This is a genomic window from Leifsonia sp. 115AMFTsu3.1 (assembly GCF_004362795.1).
GTDB lineage: Bacteria > Actinomycetota > Actinomycetes > Actinomycetales > Microbacteriaceae > Leifsonia.
Genome location: NZ_SNYB01000001.1, coordinates 1,246,476 through 1,272,958, shown reverse-complemented (window position 1 = coordinate 1,272,958; position 26,483 = coordinate 1,246,476). Strand labels below are relative to the sequence as shown.

Annotated in this window: 24 protein-coding genes; 14 read left to right on the top strand and 10 right to left on the bottom strand. The window is 70.4% G+C overall.

The features are described 5' to 3' along the window. Positions 1 to 114 precede the first annotated feature (114 nt). From AXZ95_RS06145 to AXZ95_RS06130, 4 genes are read left to right on the top strand one after another with little or no spacing between them, the layout of a single operon-like run. Positions 115 to 1,320: a homoserine O-acetyltransferase gene (locus AXZ95_RS06145; protein WP_018190142.1), complete on the top strand. Its 1,206-nt coding sequence runs from the start codon at positions 115 to 117 to the stop codon at positions 1,318 to 1,320. A gap of 16 nt (positions 1,321 to 1,336) precedes the next feature. Continuing rightward, the gene (locus AXZ95_RS06140) at positions 1,337 to 2,503 is read left to right on the top strand and encodes an ATP-binding protein (protein ID WP_018190141.1); all 1,167 of its coding nucleotides are present in this window, start codon (positions 1,337 to 1,339) and stop codon (positions 2,501 to 2,503) included. Then, entirely contained in the window at positions 2,500 to 3,717 is a 1,218-nt protein-coding gene (locus tag AXZ95_RS06135) for a hypothetical protein (RefSeq protein ID WP_018190140.1), read from the top strand. Before AXZ95_RS06140 ends, AXZ95_RS06135 begins: the two co-directional genes overlap by 4 nt. Positions 3,718 to 3,749: 32 nt before the next feature. Next, positions 3,750 to 4,403: a response regulator transcription factor gene (locus AXZ95_RS06130; RefSeq protein WP_018190139.1), complete on the top strand. Its 654-nt coding sequence runs from the start codon at positions 3,750 to 3,752 to the stop codon at positions 4,401 to 4,403. 15 nt (positions 4,404 to 4,418) lie between these two features. Here AXZ95_RS06130 and AXZ95_RS06125 read toward each other — a convergent pair whose 3' ends face one another. The 5 genes from AXZ95_RS06125 to AXZ95_RS06105 all read right to left on the bottom strand — a co-directional run bounded on the left by AXZ95_RS06125 (position 4,419) and on the right by AXZ95_RS06105 (position 8,672). Next, positions 4,419 to 5,711 (bottom strand): MFS transporter, encoded by a 1,293-nt coding sequence (locus AXZ95_RS06125; protein WP_018190138.1) that lies wholly within the window; start codon positions 5,709 to 5,711, stop codon positions 4,419 to 4,421. A 152-nt stretch (positions 5,712 to 5,863) separates the two neighbouring features. Then, entirely contained in the window at positions 5,864 to 6,091 is a 228-nt protein-coding gene (locus AXZ95_RS06120; RefSeq protein WP_018190137.1) for a hypothetical protein, read from the bottom strand. A 1-nt stretch (position 6,092) separates the two neighbouring features. Beyond that, a complete protein-coding gene (locus tag AXZ95_RS06115; RefSeq protein ID WP_018190136.1) occupies positions 6,093 to 6,401 on the bottom strand; it encodes a thiamine-binding protein in 309 nt (102 codons plus the stop codon). Between the two features lie 15 nt (positions 6,402 to 6,416). Beyond that, complete coding sequence (locus AXZ95_RS06110) at positions 6,417 to 7,757, bottom strand: glycosyltransferase 87 family protein (protein ID WP_018190135.1); 1,341 nt, start codon at positions 7,755 to 7,757, stop codon at positions 6,417 to 6,419. Positions 7,758 to 7,814: 57 nt separating this feature from the next. Next, positions 7,815 to 8,672, bottom strand: a complete 858-nt coding sequence (locus AXZ95_RS06105) for an ADP/ATP-dependent (S)-NAD(P)H-hydrate dehydratase (RefSeq protein ID WP_018190134.1) — start codon at positions 8,670 to 8,672, stop codon at positions 7,815 to 7,817. A gap of 84 nt (positions 8,673 to 8,756) precedes the next feature. On the opposite strand from AXZ95_RS06105, the gene AXZ95_RS06100 reads away from it, so the two are divergent. Both AXZ95_RS06100 and AXZ95_RS06095 read left to right on the top strand, forming a co-directional pair. Continuing rightward, complete coding sequence (locus tag AXZ95_RS06100) at positions 8,757 to 9,374, top strand: HAD family phosphatase (RefSeq protein WP_018190133.1); 618 nt, start codon at positions 8,757 to 8,759, stop codon at positions 9,372 to 9,374. 8 nt (positions 9,375 to 9,382) lie between these two features. Next, positions 9,383 to 10,462 (top strand): NADH:flavin oxidoreductase/NADH oxidase, encoded by a 1,080-nt coding sequence (locus AXZ95_RS06095; protein WP_018190132.1) that lies wholly within the window; start codon positions 9,383 to 9,385, stop codon positions 10,460 to 10,462. Between the two features lie 39 nt (positions 10,463 to 10,501). On the opposite strand, the gene AXZ95_RS06090 is transcribed toward AXZ95_RS06095, so the two are convergent. Next, entirely contained in the window at positions 10,502 to 10,879 is a 378-nt protein-coding gene (locus AXZ95_RS06090) for a VOC family protein (protein WP_018190131.1), read from the bottom strand. Between the two features lie 229 nt (positions 10,880 to 11,108). On the opposite strand from AXZ95_RS06090, the gene AXZ95_RS06085 reads away from it, so the two are divergent. From AXZ95_RS06085 to AXZ95_RS06070, 4 genes are all read left to right on the top strand, one after another. Then, complete coding sequence (locus AXZ95_RS06085; protein WP_043742227.1) at positions 11,109 to 12,431, top strand: hemolysin family protein; 1,323 nt, start codon at positions 11,109 to 11,111, stop codon at positions 12,429 to 12,431. After that, positions 12,424 to 13,461: a hemolysin family protein gene (locus AXZ95_RS06080; RefSeq protein ID WP_018190129.1), complete on the top strand. Its 1,038-nt coding sequence runs from the start codon at positions 12,424 to 12,426 to the stop codon at positions 13,459 to 13,461. Before AXZ95_RS06085 ends, AXZ95_RS06080 begins: the two co-directional genes overlap by 8 nt. Before the next feature lie 60 nt (positions 13,462 to 13,521). Beyond that, positions 13,522 to 14,073 carry a TetR/AcrR family transcriptional regulator gene (locus AXZ95_RS06075; RefSeq protein ID WP_018190128.1) on the top strand — a complete coding sequence of 184 codons (552 nt, stop codon included), beginning with the start codon at positions 13,522 to 13,524 and terminating at the stop codon, positions 14,071 to 14,073. 77 nt (positions 14,074 to 14,150) lie between these two features. Next, on the top strand, positions 14,151 to 15,584 hold the full coding sequence (locus AXZ95_RS06070; protein WP_018190127.1) for a DHA2 family efflux MFS transporter permease subunit: 1,434 nt from the start codon (positions 14,151 to 14,153) through the stop codon (positions 15,582 to 15,584). Between the two features lie 122 nt (positions 15,585 to 15,706). On the opposite strand, the gene AXZ95_RS06065 is transcribed toward AXZ95_RS06070, so the two are convergent. Continuing rightward, positions 15,707 to 17,146, bottom strand: coding sequence for a GuaB1 family IMP dehydrogenase-related protein (locus AXZ95_RS06065; protein ID WP_018190126.1), 1,440 nt, complete (start codon positions 17,144 to 17,146; stop codon positions 15,707 to 15,709). A 136-nt stretch (positions 17,147 to 17,282) separates the two neighbouring features. Between AXZ95_RS06065 and AXZ95_RS06060 the strand changes: the two genes are divergently transcribed. Further along, positions 17,283 to 21,155: a multifunctional oxoglutarate decarboxylase/oxoglutarate dehydrogenase thiamine pyrophosphate-binding subunit/dihydrolipoyllysine-residue succinyltransferase subunit gene (locus AXZ95_RS06060; protein ID WP_026307086.1), complete on the top strand. Its 3,873-nt coding sequence runs from the start codon at positions 17,283 to 17,285 to the stop codon at positions 21,153 to 21,155. A gap of 73 nt (positions 21,156 to 21,228) precedes the next feature. On the opposite strand, the gene AXZ95_RS06055 is transcribed toward AXZ95_RS06060, so the two are convergent. Continuing rightward, complete coding sequence (locus tag AXZ95_RS06055; RefSeq protein ID WP_018190124.1) at positions 21,229 to 22,134, bottom strand: formylglycine-generating enzyme family protein; 906 nt, start codon at positions 22,132 to 22,134, stop codon at positions 21,229 to 21,231. Positions 22,135 to 22,220: 86 nt separating this feature from the next. Between AXZ95_RS06055 and AXZ95_RS06050 the strand changes: the two genes are divergently transcribed. Next, on the top strand, positions 22,221 to 23,003 hold the full coding sequence (locus AXZ95_RS06050) for a VOC family protein (protein WP_018190123.1): 783 nt from the start codon (positions 22,221 to 22,223) through the stop codon (positions 23,001 to 23,003). A gap of 34 nt (positions 23,004 to 23,037) precedes the next feature. On the opposite strand, the gene AXZ95_RS06045 is transcribed toward AXZ95_RS06050, so the two are convergent. Further along, positions 23,038 to 23,283: a zf-HC2 domain-containing protein gene (locus tag AXZ95_RS06045; protein ID WP_018190122.1), complete on the bottom strand. Its 246-nt coding sequence runs from the start codon at positions 23,281 to 23,283 to the stop codon at positions 23,038 to 23,040. After that, positions 23,280 to 23,891, bottom strand: coding sequence for a sigma-70 family RNA polymerase sigma factor (locus tag AXZ95_RS06040; RefSeq protein WP_172823274.1), 612 nt, complete (start codon positions 23,889 to 23,891; stop codon positions 23,280 to 23,282). The genes AXZ95_RS06045 and AXZ95_RS06040 overlap by 4 nt, the downstream gene beginning before the upstream one ends. A gap of 154 nt (positions 23,892 to 24,045) precedes the next feature. Between AXZ95_RS06040 and aroA the strand changes: the two genes are divergently transcribed. Together aroA and rsgA are read left to right on the top strand one after the other, a co-directional pair. Then, positions 24,046 to 25,413, top strand: coding sequence for a 3-phosphoshikimate 1-carboxyvinyltransferase (aroA, locus tag AXZ95_RS06035; protein WP_018190120.1), 1,368 nt, complete (start codon positions 24,046 to 24,048; stop codon positions 25,411 to 25,413). After that, complete coding sequence (gene rsgA / locus AXZ95_RS06030) at positions 25,410 to 26,474, top strand: ribosome small subunit-dependent GTPase A (protein WP_018190119.1); 1,065 nt, start codon at positions 25,410 to 25,412, stop codon at positions 26,472 to 26,474. Before aroA ends, rsgA begins: the two co-directional genes overlap by 4 nt. The last annotated feature ends 9 nt before the right edge of the window (positions 26,475 to 26,483 follow it).

Sequence of the window (26,483 nt, the reverse complement as noted above, 5' to 3'; positions counted from 1 at the left end):
AAACTGCACGCGAGACTCCGGTTTCGCGTGCAGTTTTTGCGTACTCGACGGTGGGCGGGAGTGCGCGGCGTAACAGAGCGAGGGCGGAGCGCGACGTCCGGGAGAATGAGCGGTATGGAGTGGCAGACATCCGCCGACACGGCGCCGTCGAGTTTCATCACGGAGGCGCAGGCGAGGACGCTGCTCGGGAAGCCGCCGGCGAGCGGCGCCTGGAAGGAGTCCGATCCGGCCGGCGACCGGCAGTTCGCCGGGATCGGCGCGTTCTCCTTCGAGAGCGGCGAGACCCTCCCGTTCGTCCGGGTCGCCTACGAGACCTGGGGCACGCTGTCGCCGGAGCGCGACAACGCCGTGCTTGTGCTGCACGCCCTGACGGGTGACTCGCACGCGGTCGGGCCCGCCGGCCGCGGACACCGCACGGCCGGCTGGTGGCAGGGCATCATCGGCCCCGGCAAGGCGATCGACACCGACCGCTGGTACGTCGTGGCGCCGAACATGCTGGGCGGCTGCCAGGGCACGACCGGTCCCGCCTCCCTCGCCCCGGACGGCGCCGAGTGGGGCGCCCGCTTCCCGTTCACGACCATCCGCGACCAGGTCGCCGCGCAGGCCGCTCTCGCGGACGCCATCGGGCTGGACCGCTGGGCTGCGGTCGTCGGCGGCTCGATGGGCGGGATGCAGGCGCTGGAGTGGGCGGTCATGTTCCCGGAGCGCGTCGAGCGGCTCGCGGTGATCGCCGCTCCCCCGTATTCGACCGCCGACCAGATCGCCCTCAACTCGGTCCAGATCGAGGCGGTGCGCACCGATCCGCTGTTCCGCGGCGGCCAGTACTACGACGCGGAGGACGGCGACGGTCCGCACCGCGGGCTCGCGCTCGCCCGGCGGATGGCTCTGCTGAACTACCGCAGCCCGTCCGAGCTGAACGAGCGCTTCCAGAGGGCATGGCAGAGCGAGATCAGCCCGCTCGGCGGCGGCGGACGGTTCGCCGTCGAGTCGTACCTCGACTTCCACGGCAACAAGTTCACGCGCCGCTTCGACGCGAACAGCTACATCACGCTGGTGGAGGCGATGAACTCCCACGACGTCGGACGCGGGCGCGGTGGCCTCGCCGCAGCGCTGTCGCGGGTGACGGCGCGCACCCTCGTCGTCGGCATCGACAGCGACCGCCTGTTCCCGGTCGAGGGACAGGAGCAGATCGCCTACCATGTTCCGGTCACGCTGGACGGTAGAGTTCCAGTGGTGATCCGGTCGGACTTCGGCCACGACGGGTTCCTGATCGAGGACGACGCCGTCAGCGCCCAGCTGAGGCGGCTGCTCGACGTGTGACGGAGGACGGAGGGGCATGTCGCGCATCCAGAAGGAGCGTGATCGACTCCTCGCTGCGACGGCCCGCACCGTCGGGCTGACGGCCACGGTCACAGCGCTCTTCTGCCTGAGCATCCCGGGCTCGCTTCCGCTCCCCCTGTACCTGGCGTCGCTGGTGCTCATCGTGTGCCTCGGCTACGCGCAGTGGCAGTTGGCCGGCTTGCTGCGACTGACCCTGTGGATGTGGGTCATCGTGGTCGCGGGCGTCGCGCTCATCCTCATCCACCTGCTGCCGGGAACCGCCCTCGGGCCGTCCGCGATCAGCGCTGTCAGCGTGATCGGCGCGGCATCGGTCGCGTGCGTGTGCGTTGTCGGCGTGAGCTCCCGCAGCCGGCTCGTGCTGCTGGTGGCGGCCGCGGCCGTGACGGTGACCGCGCAGGGCGTCACGCTCGGGGTGACCCAGTCCCGCATGGTCGAGACGCTCGTGTTCACGATGACCGGGTGGATCGCCCTGACCGCCACCGGCGTCTGGCTGTCACGCACCGTCCCGCGGACCCTCAAGCGCATCTCGACGATGAGCCGCGCCTACCGGGTCGAGCGCCAGGCGAGCGAGACGGAGGCCCGCCGTCGCCAGAGCGCGCGGCTGCTGCACGACACGGTGCTGGCGACCCTCACGCTCCTCGCGCACTCCGGTGTCGGCGTCAGCCACGGCGCCCTCCGCGAGCAGGCCGCCGAGGATGCGGCTCTCCTCCGGCAGCTGCGGCTCGGCTTCACGCCCGACCCGGCCCGGTCCGGCGACTACAAGCTCAAGCCGGTCGAGGAGTCCACGCTGGGCAACACGCTCGAGTCGGTGAAGCAGCGCTTCCGCCGCATGGGGCTCGAGGTGAACTGGCACGGCGCCGGTCAGGTGCTGCTCCCCAGCGACGTGCTCGACGCGTTCCTCCTCGCCCTCGGCGAGTGCCTGGAGAACGTACGCAGGCATTCGGGCGTTCTCGAGGCGCACGTGACGATCACGGACGACGAGACGAACGTGCGCGCCATGGTGACGGACGCCGGCAAGGGGTTCGACGTCGCCTCCATCGACACCGGGAGGCTGGGCTTCACCGAGTCGATCGTGGCGCGCCTCCGCGATGTTGGCGGCAACGCCCGCCTGTTCTCGTCGCCCGGCAGCGGGACGACCGTCGTGCTGGAGGTGCCGAAGTGACCCGGGTCGACGAGCGGACCGTTCCCCGCAGCCCGTTGGCGCGCGGCGCCGCCGGGGACGAGCGGGATGCGCTCGGCCGCGCACGCCTCGACCTCGGCTTCAACGTGGCGACGGTCGCCTTCATCGCATTCCTGCTCACGCTGTTCGGCCTGAACATCGCCGAGTACCCGCTGCTGGGCTTCACCGTGACCGCCTGGGTGCTCGTCGCCGTGACCCTCGTGGCCGCCCTCGTCCTCCGTTTCCGGCTGCCCGACGAGCTGCCGTCGTGGCTCTTCCTCGGTGCGTTGGGCGTCTGGGCCGCCGCTGTGGCGCTGGACATCGCGGGCACCTGGCCGATCGGCGGGGCCATCGTCCCCCTGACGGCGGCCGCCGCAGTCGGCCCGACGCTGCTGCTGTGCGTTCCGGTGCGCCCGGCGCGCGACATCGTCCTCGCCACGGCGGTGCTGGGGGTTGTGCTCGCCGTCGTCGAGATCTGGCGGTCGCTGCCGAACCTGCAGCTCCTCGGCCCGGGTCTGGTCACGGTCGCCATCGCGGTCGCGCCTCCGCTCGTCGGCGTGCAGATCGTGCGGTCGCTCCGCACACTGGTGCAGCTGGAGCTCGACCTCGTCCAGGTGCAGAGCACCGTGGTCTCCCCCGGCTACGCCATCGGGATGCTGGCCTCCGAAGAGCTCGCCCGTCTCGATCTCGCCGCCGAGCGCCTGCTCGACGGCGTCGCCACGGGCCGCACGGCGCTGCCGCTCGACGAGGACACCGCCGACGCCGCGGCCTCGATCGCGACGGAGCTGCGCCTCCACCTCATCCAGGGCCGCCGGGAGACGTGGCTGTACCACGCCGTCACCGAGTCCGCCCTCCTCGGGCCGTCGGTGACGCTGACCGACCCGGACGGTCTCGCCGCCGGCCTCAACCGCGAGCAACGCGACGGCCTCCTCACCGCGGTCTGGCTGCTCATCAGCGACCCGGTCCGCAGCGGGGCCGGCCAGCCGCGGACGCTGACGCTCGATCTGACACGACCGGTCGGCACCTACCCGAGAACGGCGAATCCTGGGGCCACAATGGCTATCGTGATCTCGACCAGCGGTGTGCCGCGAAACGGGGTAGACCCCGCGGCATGGCAAGCTATCCGTAAAGTGGGCCGCTACGTCGAGTCGTTCTCGGGTTCGACCCTGCGCATCGAGATCACGACGGTGAGCGACACATCAGCCGAGCTGGTCTGACCCAGCTGGTTCGATACAGAGAGAGGCACCCCATGGCCGAGGAACCCCCGATCCGGATCGCGATCGTCGACGACCACAAGATGCTGCTGGGAGCACTGACCGAGTGGATCCGCAGTGCAGCGGACGACATCAGCATGGTCGCAGCCGTCGCGAGCTGGCCGGAGCTGCTGACGCATCCCGAGTTCCCGGTGGACGTCGTCCTCCTCGACCTCGACCTCAAGGACAACATCCCGATCTCGCTGAAGCTCTCGACGCTCAAGACGACCGGTGTCGCCACGGTGCTGATGAGCACCTACTCGGAGCCCGCGGTGGTCCGGGAGGCGCTGGCCGCCGGAGCGATGGGCTACCTGGTGAAGAGCGAGGATGCGGAGATGATCGTCGAGGCGATCCGAGCCGCCCGCAAGGGCGAGTCGTTCATCTCGGCCGAACTCGACCTGGCGCTCAACGCCGGCGAGGTCGGCGGCGCCCCCAAGCTGAGCGCGCAGGAGCGTCGCGTCATGGCGCTCTACGGCGCCGGTGAGCCGGTCAAGGCGGTCGCCTTCCAGCTGGGCATCTCGGACGAGACTGCGAAGAGCTACCTCAAGCGCATCCGCGAGAAGTACCGCGTGGCGGGCTACGACGTCGGCACCAAGGTCGCCCTGCGCAAGCGCGCCATCCAAGACGGCATCCTGCTGCAGAACGACTGACGGAACCCGCGTCCGTCAGTCGACGGGCGCGGAGACCGGGGTCCGCTCCGGCCGCTGAGCCGCGACCGAACCGGTGGCGACACCGCGCCGGATGCGCGAGCGGTCGATGCCGAACGAGATCAGCGCCAGCGCGATGCCGCCGAGAGCGAGCAGTCCGCCGACGACGACCGGCGACAGGTAACCCAGACCGGCCGCGATCGTCAGGCCGCCGAAGAACGCTCCGGCGGCGTTCGCGATGTTGAGCGCCGAGTGGTTGAGCGCCGCGGCGATCGACTGGCTGTCGCGCGCCACATCCATGAGCCGGGTCTGGATGGTCGGCGAGAGCGCCGAGCACGCTCCGGACACGACGAACACCGAGATCAGCAGGCCGGGGATGGTGGATGCGGTCAGCCAGAGGGCCGCAAGGCCGACCAGCAGGATCGCGAAGAACAGCAGCATGCTGCGCGGGACGCTGTGGTCGGCCGCACGCCCGCCGAGGATGTTGCCGACCGTCATTCCGAGGCCGGCGAGCACGAGGACCAGCGGAACAGTCGACTCGGGCATCCCGGTGATCGTCGTGACGATGGGCGCGATGTACGTGTACACGGCGAAGAAGCCGCCGAAGCCGACAGCGCCGATGAGCAGCGCGAGCCACACCTGCAGCCGGGTGAACGCCCGCAGCTCGTTCTTCATGGTCGCCTTGGCGTCGCCCGCCTGCCAGGGCACCAGCAGCGCGACGGCGACGAACGTCAGCGCGAAGATCGCGGCGACGACGAGGTAGGCGATGCGCCATCCACTGTGCTGGCCGATCCAGGTGATCGTCGGAACGCCGATCACGTTGGCGATCGTCAGGCCCGACAGCACGAAGGCGACCCCGCGCCCGCGCTTGCCCGGCCCCATCAGCGAGGCGGCGACAAGGGATGCGATGCCGAAGTAGGCGCCGTGAGGCAGCGCAGAGATGAAGCGCGCGAGCATCACGAGTTGGAACGTGGGGGCGACCGCCGAGGCGAGAGTGCCGACGGTGAACGCCACGAGCAGCCAGAGCAGCAGCTTCTTACGCGGCCAGCGCGCGGCGACCGCCGCGATCGTCGGCGCGCCGACGACCACGCCGAGCGCGTACGCCGAGATGATCCAGCCGGCCTTCGCGTTGGCGTCGGTCGGCGAGGCGGCGTACAGCTGCGGCAGCAGATCGTGCGCGATGTTGGGCAGCAGGCCCATCGCGACGAACTCGGTCGATCCGATGCCGAATCCACCGAGGGCGAGCGCCAGCAGCGCAAGACGGATACGGGCCGACGACAGCTTCGTCGGCCCGTCGATAAGCGGGGTCACCGCACCAGCCTATATCGAATCGTTTCGACCCGCGGCGGTCCCCCTCGCGCATTCGGCACGAAAGTGCGGAATGCGCGGCGCAAAGCGCACATTCGGCACGAATGTCGCGACCGCGGGAGAGGAGGCGGAGGAGGAGGAGAAGGAGGAGGAGGCTAGGCGCGGCGGTCGCCGGCGGCGGCCGTCTGCTCCTCGAAGAACTGGGCGACATCCACGTCGCGGGTCTCCTCGGGCTTCGACACCCCGGCCCGCACCGCGCCGACGATGGCGACGACGACGCAGCCCAGCAGGACGCCGCCCACCAGCACCGCGACGATGATCAGGAAGGGTCCGAACTGCACGAACAGGCCGAAGAGCAGGAGCAGGAGGGTGTCGACATCCACGTCAGTCGCCTCGCTCCAGCGCGGCCTCGAGCCGCTGGACCTTGCCGTCGAGCTCGCCGGAGTACCCGGGACGGATGTCCGCCTTCAGCACGAGGGAGACCCGCGACCCGTACCGGCCGACCGCTTCGGTGGCACGGCGGACGACGTCGAAGACCTCGTCCCACTCCCCCTCGATCGTCGTGAACATCGCGTCCGTACGGTTCGGGAGGCCCGACTCGCGCACCACGCGCACGGCCGCGGCGACCGCGTCGTGCACCGACGCGTCCGCTCCCTCACCGCCGCTCGGCGCGACAGAGAACGCCACCAGCATGTCTTCCTCCTTCTTTCAGCGTGCGCTTCCGCCGACCGGCTCGGGATGCGCTCCCGGGGCCGAGCGGAACGGCCACGCGTGGGCCGGAACCAGGTCGCCGGCCGCCTCCTGGCGGTGACGCCGGCGCCAGAGCGCCGCAACGGTCCACCCCAGTATCACGAAGTACATGACGTTGCGCACGGTCAGCACGGCGACCATCCCCGGGTCCGGCACGAGCAGCCAGTCGTACAGGAAGGGATAGAAGACCTGGGTGAGCCCCGCGGTGACCAACACCAGGAGCGCCGGGATGCGGAACCCCCGGCCCTGATAGACCAACCCGATGACGACCGGTGCGGCCAGCCACACGACGTACTGCGGCGAGCCGACCTTGTTGAAGGCGATGAATGCGGTCACCAGAGCGAGCGACAGCTCCGGGAGGATGCGCGTGTACGGGGTGCCCCTCCGGTACGCCCGGACGCCGATCAGCAGAACGACGATCGCGGTCGCCGCGAACAGCGGGTTCATGAGCGCGCCGGCCGCGGCGGTCCCCTGACCGCTGACCTGGAACGTGAGCAGCTGGCGGTCGTAGTAGACCTCCGCACCCGGCACGTGGAAGGCGGCCTGCCACATCCAGAACGTGCTGACCGGCGCCTCGATCTGCAGGCCGCGATCGGTCTGCATGGTGATAAAGCTCAGGATGTGCCACCCTGCGCCGAAGATCAGCGGCACCGCCGCGATCACGAGTGAGGTGGTCACGGCGACGAGCACGATGTGCCAGCGGGACCGCAGAGCGACGACGGCCGCGAGCAGGATGGCGGCCGGCCAGACCTTGATCCACGTCGCCGCCGTCAGCACCACGACCGCGGCGCGCTCGTGCAGCGTCAGCCAGAGCAGCCCGACGATCGCCAGCGACGCCGAGACCGAGTCCAGGCGCCCGACGGCGATCGGCCCCAGCAGGAGCAGGAAGGCCAGCCACCACCAGGCCGCGATCAGGCGGCGCGGCTCGCGGCCGACGATCAGCACGGCGAAGGCCGCCGCGTTCAGCAGCAGCACCATGTTGAGCCACGCCCAGACATAGCCGTCCGCGCCGAACAGCAGCGGCAGCATGACCGGCACGATCGCGCCGAAGGGATACACCCAGTCGGAGTCGACGCCGACGATCTGGGTGCCCTGCGCCGCGAGCTGGGCCCAGGGTTTGTAGACGAGGAAGACGTCGCCGAGGCCCTTGCCCTGGTCGAGGGCGAGGCCGCTGATGATCAGGTGGACGGCGAGAAAGGCGATCCACAGCGACAGCGGGCTGTAGGCCACCCGCTGCAGCAGGCCGGGCTGTGCCCGAGGGGTCGGCGCGGCGCTCAGCGGCACCGCATCCATCCCCATAGCGCCACATCCTAGGGGATGCGATGGGCGCCTTCCTGAACCGCGCTGCGCGGTCTCTCAGCCCGCCGCCCGCACCAGCTCGCGCACCACCCCGGGGAGCTCCCCAACGATGTCGAGCGCGACGATCGGCCCGCCGTCGGACGCCCGCTCCCCCGCCCGACCGTGCACCCACGCGGCGGTCGCGGCGAGCGCGGCGAGCGCCGTGTGGCCGTCCTCGTCGATCTCGCGGGCATGCGTCGCCACGAGGGCGCCCAGCACGCCGCCCAGCACGTCTCCGCTCCCGGCCGTCGCAAGCCAGGCAGGACCGGCGGTGACGGCGTACCGCGGCCCACCGGGCGCCGCGACGTACGTCGTGTGTCCTTTGAGCAGGACGGTCACGCCCAGGCTCTCGGCGGCACGGATGGTCCAGCCGGCCGGGTCGGCCGCGATGTCGTCGGCGGTCACCGCATCCGAGTCGTCGTCCGCCCCGGCGGCGAGCACCGTCGCCAACTCGCGGAAGTGCGGCGTGACGACGACCGGCGCGGAGGCGCGACCGACGAGGTCGAGCGCTCCCGCGTCGATCACGAGCGGCGTCCCGTCGCGGAGGGCCGAACGCAGGCGCTGCGCGTCGTCCGCTGGACGGCTGGCCGCATCCATGCCGGAGCCGATCAGCCAGCCCTGCACGCGTCCGGGGGCGGTCACGACCTCCGGTCGGCGGCGCATCACCTGCTCGGCCGGGCGGTCGGCGCCGAGGTAGCGGATCATGCCGACACCGGTGCGCGAAGCGCCCTCCACCCCGAGCACCGCCGCGCCGGGGTAGCGGTCGGATCCGGTCACCACCCCGAGGACACCGCGCGAATACTTGTCACTCGACTCCTGCGGCACGGCGATCCATGCCGCGGCATCCCGTTCGTCCCAGCTCTGCCAGTCGGTCATCGGCGCCTCCCGTCGTCACTCCTGTCGGCCGCACACCGGCCCAGGCCCATCGAACCCCTACCGACCTCACGATAGGTTGTGAGCATGGCGATCAGCATCCCCGGAAAGGTGATCGTGTTCGACTACGGCGAGGTCATCTCGGTGACCCCGTCCGACGAGGACCGCGCCGCCCTGACCGAACTCGCAGGCGGCGACCCGCACGTGTTCTGGCCGGCGTACTGGCGACACCGGGATGCGCTCGACCAGGGCACACTGAGCATCCAGTCGTACTGGCGCGGCATCGAGCGCGAGCTCGGCGAGAACTGGGGCGACGCGAAGATCCACCGGCTGTGGCTCGCCGACTTCCGGAGCTGGCTGACGATCGACCACGACACCCTCCAGGTCCTGCTCGACCTCAAGGAGGGCGGTACGCGGATGGCGCTGCTCTCGAACGCCGGCCGCGACTTCGGCTCCTACTTCCGTCACGGGACCCTCGGCGACCTGTTCGAGAAGGTGTTCGTCAGCGGAGAGCTCGGCACGATCAAGCCCAGCCCGGAGATCTTCCAGCACGTCCTCTCCGAACTCGGGGTGACGCCGGAGCAGACGGTCTTCATCGACAACAAGGAGGCGAACGTCCGCGGCGCCGAAGCGCTCGGGATCTCCGGACACGTGTTCACATCGCCGAGCGGCCTCCGGGCATATCTGGAAGGTCTCGGCGCTTAGATGGAGGTATGCCCTCTCTCTTCGATCCCCTGACCCTGCGCGGCGTCACCGCCCGCAACCGCATCTGGACCTCGCCGATGTGCCAGTACTCGGTGCTCGACCAGTCGGGCGTCCCCGGCACCTGGCACCTGATCCACCTGGGATCGTTCGCGACCGGCGGCAGCGGCATCGTCTTCACCGAGGCCACCGCGGTCAACCCGGAGGGGCGGATCAGCCCGCGCGACACCGGCATCTGGACGGACGAGCAGCGGGACGCCTGGAAGCCGATCACCGCGTTCATCGAGAGTCAGGGCGCCGTTCCCGGCATCCAGCTGGGGCATGCCGGCCGCAAGGCGTCGTCGTGGCCGGCGTGGGGCTTCGAGGGCCGCACCGGCTCCGTGCCCGAGGCGGAAGGCGGCTGGCGGACGGTCGCACCGTCTCCCATCGCTTTCGACGGGCTCGACACTCCCGACGAGCTGGATGCGGCCGGTCTCGACACGATCGTGGACGACTTCCGCTCGGCCGCGCGCCGGTCGGTCGAGGCGGGCTTCCGGGTGATCGAGCTGCACGCGGCACATGGCTACCTGCTGCACCAGTTCCTCTCCCCGATCTCCAACCGGCGGACCGACGAGTACGGCGGATCGCTGGAGAACCGTGCACGGCTGCTCCTTCGCATCATCGCGGCCGTCCGCGAGGAGGCGCCGGACGCGCCCCTCTTCGTCCGCTTCTCCGCGAGCGACTGGACCGAGGGCGGATGGGACGAGGACCAGACCGCGACAGTGGCCGCGTGGGCCGAAGAGGCCGGAGCCGACTTCTTCGACATCTCCAGCGGCGGCATCCAGGCCGGCATCCGCATCCCGCTCAGCCCTGGCTACCAGGTGCCGTTCGCCCACCACGTGCGCAGCACGTCCGACGTGGATGTGAGCGCGGTCGGGCTCATCACCTCGCCGCAGCAGGCGGCGGAGATCGTGGAGAGCGGCCAGGCGGACGCGGTCATGCTGGCGCGCGAACTCCTGCGCGACCCGCACTTCCCGCTGCGGGCCGCTCACGAGCTCGGCGTCGAGATCGGCTACTGGCCGCCGCAGTACCTCCGCGCGCGCTGGCGCTGAGCTGCGCGCCGGCGTTCGCGCCGGTCGTTGCGTCGGCGGTCAGGCCGGTTCTGTCAGGCAGAGGTAGTTGCCCTCGCTGTCCTGGAACCACGCCGACCGGCCCATGTCGTCCGTCGCGATCCCGTTCTCGGTGTGCAGACCGGGGAAGTCGTAGTCCGCGAACGTGACTCCCCGCTCCCTCAGGTGGGCCATCGTGGCCTCGATGTCCGGCGTCAGCCAGCACATCGCCGTGTTCTGTGCGGTGCCGGCGTTCCCGGTCTCATACACGAAGATCTTCGCCTCAGACCCGGTGCCGTACAGCACACCGCCCTCGGTCGTCCGCTCCGGTTCGAGTTCCAGCTTGTCGCGGTACCACTCGATGGCCCGCTGCAGGTCGGAAGCAGGAAGGACGGAGTACGTCACATAAGACTCCAACATGGGGATCCTCCTTCATCCAGGCGGCACCATACGCGCGTGCGACGCGTTCGGGGCCACTGGAATCGCGGGTCTACGCCGCCTGGGAATCCGCCCCGGAAACCCCGGCTCCAGCGCTCTCCGCCTCGATATACTGGCGGGCAAATGGACGACCCTCCCTCTGCCAGCCCGTTGCCCGTGTCGAGCCCGCTGGGATGCGAGCGAGGTGACGGCCGTGCTCTATGAGTGGATCATGCTCGCCGTCGGCCTGCTGCTGACGGTCGGGACCGGGCTCTTCGTCGCCAGCGAGTTCGCCCTCGTCAACCTCGATCGCGGTGACCTGGAGGCACGTCGCGAGCGGGGCGAGTCGCGCCTCAGCATGACCATCGCCGCGCTGAAGATCACCTCGACGCACCTGTCGAGCGCACAGCTCGGCATCACGCTGACAACGCTGCTCACCGGTTACACGATGGAGCCGGCCATCAGCTCGCTGCTGCGCGGACCGCTCACGGCGACCGGGCTGCCGGAGGGCACCGTCACGCCGATCGCGTCCGTCGTGGCGATCGCCGTCGCGACGCTGCTCTCGATGATCCTCGGCGAACTCGTGCCCAAGAACTTCGCCCTCGCCCTTCCGCTCGCGACGGCCAAGCTGGTGATCCCGTTCCAGACGGTGTTCACGACGGTGTTCCGGCCGTTCGTCGCCCTGCTGAACGGCACCGCGAACGGGATCCTCCGTCTGCTCGGCATCGAGCCGAAGGAGGAGCTGTCCGGTGCGCGCACGGCCGACGAGCTGTCGTCGCTGGTGCGCCGGTCGGCGAGCGCCGGCGTCCTCGAGGAGGACACCGCCACCCTGCTCAGCCGCACGCTGGCCTTCTCGAGCCGCACCGCCTCGGATGTGATGACACCCCGGCCCCGTATCGAAGCGGTGCAGCGCACCGATCCGGCCCAGGCGGTCAGCGAGCTGGCGAGAAAGACCGGATACTCGCGGTTCCCGGTGATCGGCGACGACATCGACGACGTGCTCGGCGTCGTCCACGTCAAGCAGGCGGTCGCCGTCCCGCGGCAGCGACGCTCGCGTGTGCCCGCTTCCGCGCTGATGACCGACCCGCTGCGCGTTCCCGAGACGATGGGTCTCGACACGCTGCTCGGCGAGCTGCGCGCCCGCGGCTACCAGCTCGCGGTCGTCGTCGACGAGTACGGCGGCACCTCCGGCATCGCGACGCTGGAGGACCTCGTCGAGGAGATCGTCGGCGAGGTGGCGGACGAGCACGACCGCACGCGCGCGGGCGTCATCCGCGGGCGTGACTCGATCACCTTCCCCGGCATCCTGCGCCCGGACGAGCTGGAGGAGCGCGCCGGCGTCACCGTCCCCGAGGAGGGGCCGTACGAGACCGTCGCCGGCTTCGTCATGAACGAGCTCGGCCGGCTGCCGAAGGTCGGCGACGAGGTCGTGATCGACGGCGGCACCCTGCGCGTCGAGCGCCTGGACGGCCGCCGGGTCGACCGCATCCGCTACACGCCCGATCCGGTGCCCGTCACCGAGGGCATGAACGGAGAGGGGGCGGCTCATGAGTGACTGGGCCGGAATCGCCTGGCTGGTCGTGCTGCTCGCCGTCAACGCCTTCTTCGTCGGTGCCGAGTTCGCGGTGATCTCCGCACGCCGCTCCCAGATCGAGCCCCTGGCGGAGCGCGGGAAGCGCAGCGCCAAGACCGCTCTGTACGCCATGGAGCACGCGACGCTGATGCTCGCCACGACGCAGCTCGGCATCACCGTGTGCTCGCTGCTGATCCTGAACGTCTCGGAGCCGGCGATCCACCACCTGTTGGAGGTGCCCCTGCACGCGACCGGGTGGTCCGAGGAGGTCATCGGCACCATCGCGTTCATCGTCGCGCTGATCGTCGTGTCGTTCCTGCACGTCGTGTTCGGCGAGATGGTCCCGAAGAACATCTCGTTCTCGATGCCCGACAAGGCCGCGCTGCTGCTGGCTCCGCCGCTCGTCGGCATCGGCCGTGCCGTCCGCCCGATCATCGTCGCCCTGAACGCGACGGCGAACGCGGTGCTGCGCCTGTTCCGGGTGGAGCCGAAGGACGAGGCGGCCAGCACGTTCACCCTCGATGAGGTCGCGACGATCGTGTCGCAGTCGACCCGTGAGGGCGTGCTGACGGACCGCACCGGCGCCCTGACGGCGGCATTCGAGTTCACCGAGAAGAAGGTGCGGGATGTCGCGGTCGCGCTCGACGCGCTCGTGACCCTTCCGTCCGCCCCGACTCCCGCCGACGTGGAGAAGGCCGTCGCCAAGCACGGTTTCTCGCGCTACGTCGTCCCGGACGCCGACGGCGAGCCGACCGGCTACCTGCACCTCAAGGACGTGCTCGACCTGGAGGAGACCGGCTTCGAGCTCCCCGTGCCGGCCAAGCGCATCCGTCGCCTGGTGACCGTCTTCGCCGGCAGCGACCTGGAGGACGCCCTGCCCACCATGCGCCGGTCCGGCAGCCACCTGGCCCGGGTCGTCGACGCGGAGGGCGCCACCGCCGGAGTGCTGTTCCTGGAGGACATCATCGAGGAGCTCGTCGGCGAGGTCCAGGACGCGACCCGGCGCACCTGAGCCGGCTCTCCCCCACAAACTTCTTGACCTCGTCGACAGAGTGAGTGTACAGTCACTCACATGGCACGAACGCTCTCCACCGCAGACGACCGCCGCGAGGCGGTGCTCGACAGCGCCATCGCCGTCTTCGCCGTCGGCGGTTACCTGGGCACCCCCATCGCGGCGGTCGCCAAGGACGCGGACATCTCCCCGGCATACGTCTTCAAGCTCTTCCCGAGCAAGGAGGGTCTGTTCGTGGCTGCGCTGGAGCGCTGCTTCGAGCGGATCGAGAACGCGCTGGAGTCCGGCGCCCGGAGCGCCGACGGCGAGACGCCGACGGTGGTCCTCGACCGGATGGGCGACGCGTACGCGGAGCTCATCGGAGACCGCTCGCTCCTGATGCTGCAGGTGCACGCCCAGTCCGCTTCGGACGTCCCGGAGATCCGGGAGGCGCTCCGGCGCGGACTCGCTCGGATCACCCGCTTCGCCACGATCCGATCGGGCGCAGAGCCCGACGCTGTCCAGCGCTTCATCGCCTACGGGCAGCTGTGCCACCTGGTGGTCACAGCGGGCCTGGAGGACGTGCCCGAGGAATGGGCACGAACGCTCACGAACGGCATCCAGCACCCCTGATCCCCCCTTCGACCCCACCGCCATCACCCGGCTCCCAAGAGTGATTGATCGATCACTCACAACGAAAGGACAGTCCCATGGAAACGTCTCTCGCCACCGCAGCGGCACCTGCCGCCGCGACCACTCCCCGCAGCACGCACCGCTGGTGGGCACTCAGCGTGCTCGCCCTCGCACAGTTCCTGGTGGTGCTGGACGCATCCATCGTCAACATCGCACTGCCGACCGTCGGCACCGCCCTCGGTCTCGACACCGCGGCGCTCGCCTGGGTGGTGACCGCCTACGTCCTGCCCTTCGGCGGTCTCCTCCTGCTCGGCGGACGTCTCGCCGACCGGTTCGGGCACCGCCGGGTCTTCCTCATCGGCGTCGCCGGCTTCGCACTGGCGTCGCTCGCGGCCGGTCTCGCCGTGAACGGCACCATGCTCCTGGGGGCACGGGCCGTGCAGGGCGCGTTCGCCGCCCTGCTGGCGCCCGCATCCCTCGCTCTCCTCACGCAGCTCTTCCCCGACGCCGAGGCGCGCGGGAAGGCACTGGGCCTCTGGGGTGCGGTGGCCGGGATGGGCAGCGCGGCCGGCGTCCTGCTCGGCGGTGTCCTCACCGCGGCCTTCGGCTGGTCCGCAGTCTTCTTCGTGAACGTGCCCGTCGGCATCCTCGTGCTCGCTGTCATCCCGTTCCTCATCAACCGCGACCCGGCCGGCGATGCCGAGCGGATGGATGCGGCGGGAGCCGCGACCGCGACGCTCGGACTCGCGGCGGCCGTCGCGGCCCTCAGCGAGGGCGGCGCGCTCGGCTGGACCAACCCGATCGTCCTGGGGCTCGCTGCCGCCGCGGTCGTCCTCCTCACCGCGTTCGTGCTGATCGAACGCCGTACCGCCCACCCCCTGCTGCCGTTCTCCTTCTTCCGCAATCGCGACGCCCTCGCCGGCGACATCGTGATGCTGCTGGTCGGCGGCGCCACGGTCGCGCTGTTCTTCGCGCTCTCGGTCTACCTGCAGGAGGTGCTGCACCTGGATGCGCTGTCCGCCGGACTCAGCCAGCTGCCCCTCGCCATCGCGCTCGTCGCGATCGCCGGTGTGATCCCGGCCGTCGTCGCCCGGGTGGGCCTGCGCACGACGCTCGCCGGTGCGCTCGTCGTGCTCGCCGCCGGGGTCGTGTGGTTCGCCCTCGCCGGGAGCACCGGATTCATCGCCGGGTTCATCCTGCCGAGCATCGTGATCGGTCTCGGTCTGGGCGCCTCCTTCGTCACTGTCACCCAGCTCGCCGTCCGTGGTGTGCCGGAGTCGGAGTCCGGCCTCGCCAGCGGTCTGGTCAACACCGCGCAGCAGATCGGCGGCGCGCTCGGCCTCGCCGTCCTCGGCGGCATCGCCTCCGCCCGCACCTCCACGCTGTTGGACGCGGGAAGCAGCGGGTCCGACGCCGCCGCCGGCGGATTCCTCCTGCTGTTCCTGGGCACCGCGGTTCTCGCGGTCGTCGGTGCGGCGATCACTGCACTGGTCCGCTCCCGCTCCAACTGACCCTCCGGCCTCCGACCCTCCGACCCTCCGTCGAGTACGCACAAACTGCACGCCAGCCACACGCTCGGCGTGCAGTTTGTGCGTACTCGACGGTGGGGGGGTGGGGGGGGAGGCGCCGGGGGCTACCAGCTGACGGGGAGCGCCTTGCCCTCCTCGTAGCCGGCGGCGGACTGGATGCCGACCAGCGCACGCTCGTGGAACTGCGCGAGGGTGCGCGCGCCGGCGTACGTGAACGAGCTGCGCACACCGGTCGTGATCATGTCCAGCAGATCCTCGACGGACGGCCGCAGCGGGTCCAGGTAGATGCGCGAGCTCGAGATGCCCTCGGCGAAGAGCTCCTTGCGGGCGAGCTCGTAGGCGTCGAGTCGCTCGAACCGGCCCTTCACCGCCTTCGTGGACGCCATGCCCCAGCTCTCCTTGTAGAGGCCGCCGTTCGCGTCGCGGTCGAGCATTCCGGGCGCCTCGATCGTCCCGGCGAACCAGGAGCCGATCATGACGGATGCGCCACCGGCGGCGAGCGCCAGCGCGACGTCGCGGGGGTAGCGCACACCGCCGTCCGCCCAGACGTGCGCCCCGAGCTCGCGCGCGGCGGCGCTGGTCTCGAGCACCGCGGAGAACTGCGGGCGGCCGACGGCGGTCATCATGCGCGTCGTGCACATCGCGCCGGGGCCGACGCCGACCTTCAGGATGTCGGCGCCCGCCGCGACGAGGTCGCGGACGGCCTGCTCGGTGACGACGTTCCCCGCGACGATCGGCAGGCCGAGACCCAGCTCCTTGACGGTGCGGATCGCGCGGATCATGCCGTCCTGGTCGCCGTGCGCCGTGTCGATGACGAGCACGTCGACGCCCGCTGCGGCGAGCGCCTTCGCCTTGCCGGCCACGTCGCCGTTGATGCCGACCGCCGCGGCGACGCGGAGCCGGCCGTGCGCATCCAGCGCCGGCGTGTAGATGGTGGAGCGGAGGGCGCTGCGCTTCGACAGCGTTCCGACGACGCGGCCGTGGTCGAGGACCGGCGCGAAGTCGATGCCGGCCGCATCCATCACCTGGAACGCCGCGCGCCCGTCGGAGAGGTCCTCCGCGTCGAGCGAGGTCAGGGCGCCGTGCAGCAGGTCGCCGACCCGCGCGTCGGCGAGCGCCGACCCGAGCTGGACGGCCGCAAGGCAGCCGAGGTACGCGCCGTCGTCGCCGGTGACGACGATGCCGTGCCCTTCGACGGCCGGGATGCGGCGGAGCACGTCGGCGACGCTCTCATCCGGGTGGGCCTCGTACGGGGTGTCGAACATCACCGGCTGCGCCTTCACCCAGCGGATCGCCTCGTCGAGGTCCTGCAGGTGCATGTCCTGCGGGAGGACGCCGAGACCGCCGCGACGGGCGAGGGTGGCGGCGAGCCGCTTCCCGGTGACCGAGTTCATGTTCGCGGACACGATCGGGATGGTCGCGCCGGTGCCGTCGTTGGGGGCGAGGGACACGTCGAGACGGCTCGTGACGTTCGACCGCGACGGCACGAGGAAGACATCCGAGTAGGTGAGATCGTGGCGCGGCGATGTTCCATAGAACTGCATGGGAATAACGCTATCCCGCTCGGCTGAGCGCCCGCACGCGAGTACCGATGGGATTAGGCTTGAGGATCGGATGGAAGCGGGCGGTGACAGGCCGCCCGGTCACGACGAAATCGATGGAGAGAGTGGGCGATCGGCTGTGTCGAGCCAATTGACCGGAGTAGGGACCGAAGACGGCGCCGCGGGCGAATTCGGAGCCAACGAATGGCTGGTGGACGAGCTGTACGAGCAGTTCGTGCACGACAAGAACTCGGTCGACAGGTCGTGGTGGCCCATCCTCGAGAACTACCACCCGGCGGTGAAGGACGAATCGATCCCGTCGCCCGGTGAGACCCCCACGGAGACGCCGTCGGAGCCCACCATCCCGTCCCCGTCGGAGCCGACGGCCCCGAGCCCGGCCGAGCCGACGGTCCCGACCCCGTCGGAGCCGACGGCGCCCGGCCCGTCCGAGCCGTCGACACCGGCTCCCCCGGCGGGCGGTGCCCCGGCTCCGCACCCGAACGAGCCGAAGCCCGTCACCACGCCCATCCCGGTGATCGGACAGCAGCCCGTCGCCCGCACGACCTCGGTCGCGCCCAAGCCGCAGCCGGTTCCCGCCGACGCCCCGGTGACCGCCCCGAACGCGACCGTCGAGGCCGCCGAAGAGGACAAGGTCACCCCGCTGCGCGGCATGTCCAAGACGCTCGCCACCAACATGGATGCGTCGCTCACGGTGCCGACCGCGACCAGCGTCCGCACCATCCCGGCGAAGCTGATGATCGACAACCGCATCGTCATCAACAACCACCTGAAGCGCGCCCGCGGCGGCAAGGTCTCCTTCACCCACCTCATCGGCTGGGCGCTCATCCAGGCGCTCAAGGAGTTCCCGAGCCAGAACGTCTACTACGACGAGGTCGACGGGAAGCCCTCCGTGGTGGCCCCGGCGCACATCAACCTCGGCATCGCGATCGACATCCCGAAGCCCGACGGCACGCGCGCTCTGCTCGTCCCGAGCATCAAGCGGGCCGACACCATGCGCTTCGGCGAGTACCTCGCCGCGTACGAGGAGCTCGTCAGCAAGGCCCGCAACAACAAGCTCGCCGCCGGCGACTTCGCGGGCACCACGCTCTCGCTCACGAACCCGGGCGGCATCGGCACCGTCCACTCGGTCCCGCGTCTCATGAAGGGGCAGGGCTGCATCATCGGCGCCGGCGCCCTCGAGTACCCGGCCGAGTTCCAGGGCTCCAGCGAGAAGACACTCGCCGGCCTCGCGATCGGCAAGACGATCACGCTGACCAGCACCTACGACCACCGCGTCATCCAGGGCGCCGGCTCGGGCGAGTTCCTCAAGATCGTGCACGAGATGCTGATCGGGAAGCGCAACTTCTACGAGGACATCTTCGCCGAGCTGCGCATCCCCTACATGCCGATCCACTGGAACCCGGACATCAGCGTCGACCTGGCCAGCGCCGTCGACAAGACGGCCCGTGTCCAGGAGCTGATCAACTCGTTCCGCGTGCGCGGCCACCTGATGGCCGACATCGACCCGCTCGAGTACAAGCAGCGGTCGCACCCCGACCTCGAGATCGAGAGCCACGGCCTCACCTTCTGGGACCTCGACCGTGAGTTCGTCACCGGCCAGTTCGGCGGCGACAAGCGCAAGATGAAGCTGCGCGACATCCTCGGCGTGCTGCGCGACTCCTACTGCCGCACCGTCGGCATCGAGTACATGCACATCCAGGACCCGGCTCAGCGCAAGTGGTTCCAGGACAAGCTGGAGCGGCCGTACGAGAAGCCGACACACGACGAGCAGCTGCGCATCCTCGGCAAGCTCAACGAGGCCGAGGCGTTCGAGACCTTCCTTCAGACCAAGTACGTCGGCCAGAAGCGCTTCAGCCTGGAGGGCGGCGAGTCCACGATCGCGCTGCTCGACTCCATCCTGCAGGGCGCTGCGGAGGCCGGGATGGACGAGGTCGCCATCGGGATGGCGCACCGCGGCCGCCTCAACGTCCTCACCAACATCGCGGGCAAGACCTACGGTCAGATCTTCCGCGAGTTCGAGGGGACGCAGGACCCGCGGACCGTCCAGGGCTCCGGCGACGTCAAGTACCACCTGGGCACCGAAGGCACCTTCAAGGGTGCCGGCGGCGAGGAGATCCCTGTCTACCTGGCCGCGAACCCCTCGCACCTGGAGGCTGTCGACGGCGTCCTGGAGGGCATCGTCCGCGCGAAGCAGGACCGCCGCCCCGCAGGCACGTTCCTGACCCTGCCGATCCTCATCCACGGCGACGCGGCGATGGCAGGTCAGGGCGTCGTGGTCGAGACCATGCAGATGTCGCAGCTGCGGGCGTACCGCACCGGCGGCACCATCCACGTCAACATCAACAACCAGGTCGGCTTCACGACCCCTCCCGGCGAGGCCCGCAGCTCGGTGTACTCGACCGACGTGGCCAAGACCATCCAGGCGCCGATCTTCCATGTGAACGGCGACGACCCCGAGGCCGTCGTCCGCGTCGCGGAACTCGCGTTCGCCTACCGCCAGGAGTTCAAGCGCGATGTCGTCATCGACCTCGTCTGCTACCGCCGCCGCGGTCACAACGAGGGCGACGACCCCTCGATGACCCAGCCGCTGATGTACAGCCTCATCGAGGCGAAGCGGTCCGTCCGCCGCCTCTACACCGAGGCGCTCGTCGGCCGCGGCGACATCACCGAGGAGGAGTACGAGCAGGCGCACCGCGACTTCCAGGACCGCCTCGAGCGCGCGTTCATGGAGACGCACGCGGCTCAGACGAACTCCACGCCGGTGCTCGACTCCGACGAGTCCGCGGACCTGGAGAAGCCGGCGCAGTCGGACGCCAACGACAACGTCGGCGAGCCGGAGACGACGGCGGTCAGCGAGCAGGTCATCGGCATGATCGGCGACGCGTTCAACAACCCGCCTGCCGGCTTCACCGTCCACCCGAAGCTGCAGCAGCTGCTCAACAAGCGCAGCGAGATGAGCCGCAACGGCGGCATCGACTGGGGCTTCGGCGAGTTGCTGGCCCTGGGCTCGCTGCTGGTGGAGGGCACCCCGGTGCGCCTCGCCGGACAGGATGCGCGCCGCGGCACCTTCGTCCAGCGCCACGCGGTGCTGCACGACCGGGTCAACGGCCAGGAGTGGCTGCCGCTCGCGAACCTCAGCGACAACCAGGCGAAGTTCTGGATCTACGACTCGCTCCTCAGTGAGTACGCGGCGATGGGCTTCGAGTACGGCTACTCGGTCGAGCGCGCGGACGCCCTCGTGCTGTGGGAGGCGCAGTTCGGCGACTTCGCCAACGGCGCCCAGACGATCATCGACGAGTTCATCTCCTCCGCCGAGCAGAAGTGGGGCCAGCGCTCGTCGCTGGTGCTGCTCCTCCCCCACGGCTACGAGGGACAGGGACCGGACCACTCCAGCGCCCGCATCGAGCGCTACCTGCAGATGTGCGCCGAGAACAACATGACTGTGGCGCGTCCGTCGACGCCCGCGTCGTACTTCCACCTGCTGCGCCGCCAGGCGTACGCCCGTCCGCGCCGGCCGCTCGTCGTCTTCACCCCGAAGGCGATGCTGCGACTGCGCGGCGCGGCGAGCAACGTGGAGGACTTCACCAATGGCCGCTTCGAGCCGGTGATCGACGATGCGCGCATCAGCGACAAGGGCTCGGTGAAGCGGGTGCTGCTGATGGCCGGGAAGCTCTACTACGACCTCCTCAACGAGCTCGAGAAGAATCCCAACCCGGAGATCGCACTGGTGCGGGTGGAGCAGTACTACCCGCTGCCCGCCGCCGAGCTGAAGGCGGTCGTCGACTCGTACCCGAACGCCGAACTGGTCTGGGTGCAGGACGAGCCGGAGAACCAGGGCGCCTGGCCGTTCATGATCCTCGAGACGTCGAAGCTCGGCCCGCGCCCGCTCGGTGTGGTGTCGCGTCCGCCGTCGGCGTCGCCCGCCGCCGGGTCGGCGAAGCGTCACGCTCAGGAGCAGCAGGTGCTGATCCAGCGGGCGCTCACGCTGTAGTCCGCACGCGCGTCACGGGAGCCCCGGTCCGATCAGGACCGGGGCTCCCGTCGTTGCGCCGCGTGCCGGCGACTCAGACGTCGGCCGCACAGCGGAACCCGATATGGGTGGTCGCCGTGTCCTCCGCCTGCGGCGACCGTGCCGCCGGCCGGAAGCGGAGGCAGTACTCGGGGCTGCACAGGTACGAGCCGCCCTTCAGCACCCGACGAGGGATGTCCGACCCGGGCTCCGCACTGCTCGCCCCGAGCAGGTTCAGCCGTCCGCCAGTGTCCGGTGCGCTCTGGCCGGGGATGACATGCCGCGGCGCGTAGTAGTCGCTCGTCCACTCCCACACATTGCCGATCAGGTCGTGCAGCCCGTAGCCGTTCGCCGGGTACGACCCGACGGGCGCCGGGGTCGCCCCGAAGCGTCCCTGGTTGTCGTAGGGGAAGTGCCCGATCCACGAGTTCGCCTGCGCCTCCCCGCCCGGGTAGGCCTCGTCGCCCCACGCGAAGCGCGCGCCGTCCACGCCGCCTCGGGCCGCGTACTCGTACTCCGCTTCGGTCGGGAGGCGCTTCCCGGCCCAGGCGGCGTAGCGGGCCGCATCCTCATAGGCGACCTGAACGACCGGCCGGTCCATCCGCTCGTCGATGCCGGACCTCGGCCCCTCGGGATGCCGCCAATCCGCTCCCGGCTCCCATCGCCACCACTGCCGCCAGTCGGAGAGGTCGACCGGCCCGTCCGTCGCCGTGAACACCAGAGCACCCGGGAGGAGGTCGTCGTCGGGCAGCTCAGGAAACTCCGCCGCGTCGAGGGGACGTTCGGCGACAGTGGCGTAGCCGGTGTCGGCGACGAACGCGGCGAAGTCGGCGTTCGTCACCTCGAACCGGTCGATGCGGAACGCGGCGACAGAGCGCTCGTGGACGGGCTGCTCGTCCGGATAGAACTCGGCGGAGCCCATCCGGAACCGTCCGCCCGGCAGGGGAACCATGTCGTCCATGGCCTCACGCTATCGACCCCGGAGGCTCGCGGACAGACCGCCGTCACCGCTGGCCGGTCCGGCGGCCTGCGGCGTATGGTGAGCGCATGACCGTCGTCACCACCCACCGCCTCGGCGAGCCCTGCTGGGTCGACTACACCAGCTCCGACGTGCCGCGCGCGACCGAGTTCTACACGAGCCTGTTCGGCTGGACGGCCGAGACCGCCGGCGAGGAGTACGGCGGCTACGTGACGTTCCGGCGAGACGGACGTACGGTCGCGGGCCTCGGTCCGACGATGGGCGACGCCCAGGCGAACACGTGGCTCACCTACCTCCTCGTCGAGGATGCGGACACGGCCGAGAAGGCGGCGCTGCAAGCCGGCGCACAGGTGATCGCTCCGACCATGACGGTCGGCGACCAGGGCCGGCTCGCGGTCATCGCCGACCCGGGCGGAGCGGTCGTCGGGCTGTGGGATCCCGAGCAGCACCGCGGCTTCGAACTGGTCGCCGAGGTCGGGGGCATCGCCTGGCACGAGCTGTACGCGCGCAACTACGCTGCGCAGGTCGACTTCTACACCCGGGTCTTCGGCTGGAGGACGCAGGTGCTCGGCGACACCGCCGACTTCCGGTACGTCACCTTCGGCGACCCGGACTCGCCCGCCGGCGGCGTCTACGACGCGGACGGGATGCTCCCGCCGGGTGTCCCGTCGCACTGGGTCGTCTACTTCGGGGTCGCGGACGCGGCGGCCGCCTCACAGCGCGTGATCGAGCTGGGCGGGACCGTCATCCGCGATCCGTGGGACAGCGAGTTCGGCCGCTTCGCGCAGGTCACCGACCCGCTAGGCGGTCTGTTCTTCCTCCACGAGGTCGGGACGGGCGGCTCCGCTTAGGCGATCGCAGCCGGGCGCACCGCGCTGACAGCGCTCAGTGCACGCTCGCCTGGAACGAGCGGATGCGCAGCAGCACCTCGGTGCGCAGCGTCTCGGGCGCCGTCTCCTTGCACGCCCGCTGCACCACCTCGGTGAGCACCACGTTCAGGTGCGCCTCGTCGGAGCACCCGGTGCAGTTCGCCAGGTGCTCGCGCACGTCGGCAGCATCCTCGCTGCACAGTTCGTTGCGCAGGTACTCTTCGAGTTCGGCCTTGGCCTTCTCACAACCGCAGTCGGTCATCTCTTGCTCCTGGGGGTCTGCACGGCCCGGTCCCCCTGGACGGCGGAGAGACCGCGCTCGTGCGCGTAGTCGGTCAGAAGCTCCCGGAGCATCCGGCGGCCGCGATGGAGGCGGCTCATGACGGTGCCGATCGGGGTCTTCATGATGTCTGCGATCTCCTGGTAGGAGAATCCCTCGACATCGGCGAGGTACACGGCCAGCCGGAAGTCCTCCGGGATGGCCTGCAGCGCGTCCTTGACGGCGCTGTCCGGCAGGTGGTCGATCGCCTCGGCCTCGGCCGAGCGGCTGGACGACGAGGACATGGACTCCGCGCCGCCGAGCTGCCAGTCCTCGAGCTCGTCGATCGTCCCCTGGTAGGGCTCACGCTGCTTCTTGCGGTACGTGTTGATGAACGTGTTGGTGAGGATGCGGTACAGCCACGCCTTCAGGTTCGTGCCCTGCTGGAACTGGCCGAACGCCGCATAAGCCTTCACGAACGTCTCCTGCACGAGGTCCTGCGCGTCGGACGGGTTGCGTGTCATGCGCAGGGCAGCCGCGTACAGCTGGTCCATGAAAGGCAGGGCCTGATCCTCGAAGAGGTGGCCCAGATCCTCGGTCTCGGTGCTCATCACCGGCCAGTCTAGTTGCGACGCCAGCGACGCGCTGAGAAGGCCTTCGGGGTCGACGAGGTCGTGCGATGCGACGCTGGGGGCGTCGAGCACGGCGGTGGCGGCCACGGGCGGATCCTTCCTGATACCGGGAACACGGATAATCTGGACAACAATGCTGATCTCGAAATATTCCGCCCCCGACTTCGACCCCTACGGCGACAACCGCGTCGAGGAGCCGAACACGCTCTGGCCCGCTCCGGTGGCCGGCGGTCCGGTCGCCGCGACCGTGTCCCTGCCCGGCTCGAAGTCGCTGACCGCGCGGGAGCTGGTGCTCGCCGCCCTCGCCGACGGACCGTCGCTGCTGCGGGCGCCTCTGCACTCGCGCGACAGCGCCAACATGGTGGAGGCCCTCCGCGCCCTGGGCGTGACGGTCGAGGAGAAGCCGGGCGACGGAGAGTTCGGCGCGGACCTGCTCGTCAGGCCTGCGGAGGAGCTGCTCGGCAGCACGACGATCGAATGCGGTCAGGCCGGCACCGTGATGCGGTTCGTCCCGCCGATCGCGGGGCTGGCGCTCGGTCCGACCATGTTCGACGCCGACGACTCGGCCCGCGGCCGTCCGATGGGCGCGATCATCGCCGCCCTGCGCGCGCTCGGCGTCGACGTGAACGACGACGGCCGCGGCTCCCTCCCGTTCACCGTTCACGGCACCGGCCGGGTCGCGGGCGGCGCGGTCGAGGTGGATGCGTCCAGCTCCAGCCAGTTCGTCAGCGCGCTCCTGCTGTCGGCCAGCCGCTTCGACGACGGTCTCGATCTGACACACGCCGGCGAGCGGCTCCCCAGCCTCCCCCACATCGAGATGACGATCGCGGCCCTCGCCGCCCGCGGTGTGACCGTCGAGTCGCCGGAGGTCGGCCGCTGGATCGTCTCGCCTGGCACGATCGCCGCCCGCGACGTCGACATCGAGCCGGATCTCTCCAACGCCGCCCCCTTCCTCGCCGCGGCCGTCGTGACGGGTGGGACGGTGACCATCACCGGGTGGCCCGCGTCCACCACGCAGGTCGGTGCGGATCTCGCCGACCTGCTGCCGCTCTTCGGCGCGACGGTCACGCGCGAGGGCGACCGCCTCACCGTCACCGGGCCCGACCGCCCGACGGGCATCACGCTCGACCTCACGACGGGCGGCGAGCTCGCGCCCGCCCTCGTGGCGATCGCCGCCCTCGCCGACGGCCCGAGTGAGATCACCGGCATCGGCCACATCCGCCATCACGAGACGGACCGCCTCGCTGCCCTCGCCGCCGAGATCAACGGCCTCGGCGGCGCCGTCACGGAGCTGGAGGACGGCCTGCGCATCGACCCGCGCCCGCTCCACGGCGGCGTCTGGCGCAGCTACGAGGATCACCGCATGGCGACGGCCGGCGCGATCGTCGGGCTCGTCGTCCCCGGCGTCGAGATCGAGAACGTGGCCACGACGGCCAAGACGCTCCCGCAGTTCACCCAGCTGTGGGTCCGGATGCTGCAGAAGGGCGCCGACGTCGCGTGACGGACAACAGCGGCTCCTGGTGGGCGGACGACGACGAGGACGACGACGAGCTCGACCTCTACGACGAGTCCAGCATCCGCAGCCGCCCGAACCCGAAGGGCAACCGCCCGCGGACGAAGACCCGGCCGGAGCACGCCGACGCCCAGATCGCTCGCGTGCTGGGCGTCGACCGCGGCCGGTACACGGTGCTGCTCGACGAGGACACCCCGGAGGAGCGGCAGGTCACCGCTGCCCGCGCCAGCGAGCTGCGGCGGAACCCGATCGTCACCGGCGACCGCGTGGCCGTCGTCGGAGACACCACCGGAGAGGAGGGCACCCTCGCCCGCATCGTCCGGGTGGAGCCGCGCACGACCCTGCTCCGGCGGAGCGCCGACGACACGGACGAGGTGGAGCGCATCGTCGTCGCCAACGCCGACCAGATGCTCATCGTCGTGGCAGCAGCCAACCCGGAGCCGCGCACACGCCTCGTCGATCGCTACCTGGTCGCCGCCTACGACGCCGGCATCGACCCGATGCTGTGCGTGACGAAGACCGACCTGGCCGACCCCGAGCCGTTCCTGTCGAACTTCGCCGGCCTCGACCTGCCCGTCTTCACCAGCCGCCAGGACGACATCCCGCTGCACGACATCACGGCGGCGCTGATCGGGCACGACACGGTCGTTGTCGGGCACTCCGGGGTGGGCAAGTCGACCCTGGTCAACGCGATCGTCCCGAGCGCGCACCGCGCCACCGGTCACGTCAACGTGGTCACCGGTCGCGGACGGCACACGTCCTCGTCGACCGTGTCCCTCCGCGTCGAAGACGACGAGGGACGCCACGGCTGGGTCATCGACACCCCGGGCGTCCGCTCGTTCGGGCTCGGGCATGTGAACACCGACAGCATCCTGAAGGCCTTCACCGATCTCGCGAAGCTCGCCGAGGACTGCCCGCGCGGGTGCACACACCTTCCCGATGCGCCGGACTGCGCGATCATCGAGGCCGTCGAGGCCGGGAAGCTCGGCGAGGCCGGGCGCGCGCGCCTCGACTCGTTGCAGCGCCTGCTGGAGACCTTCGCGCGCTGAACCGCCGAC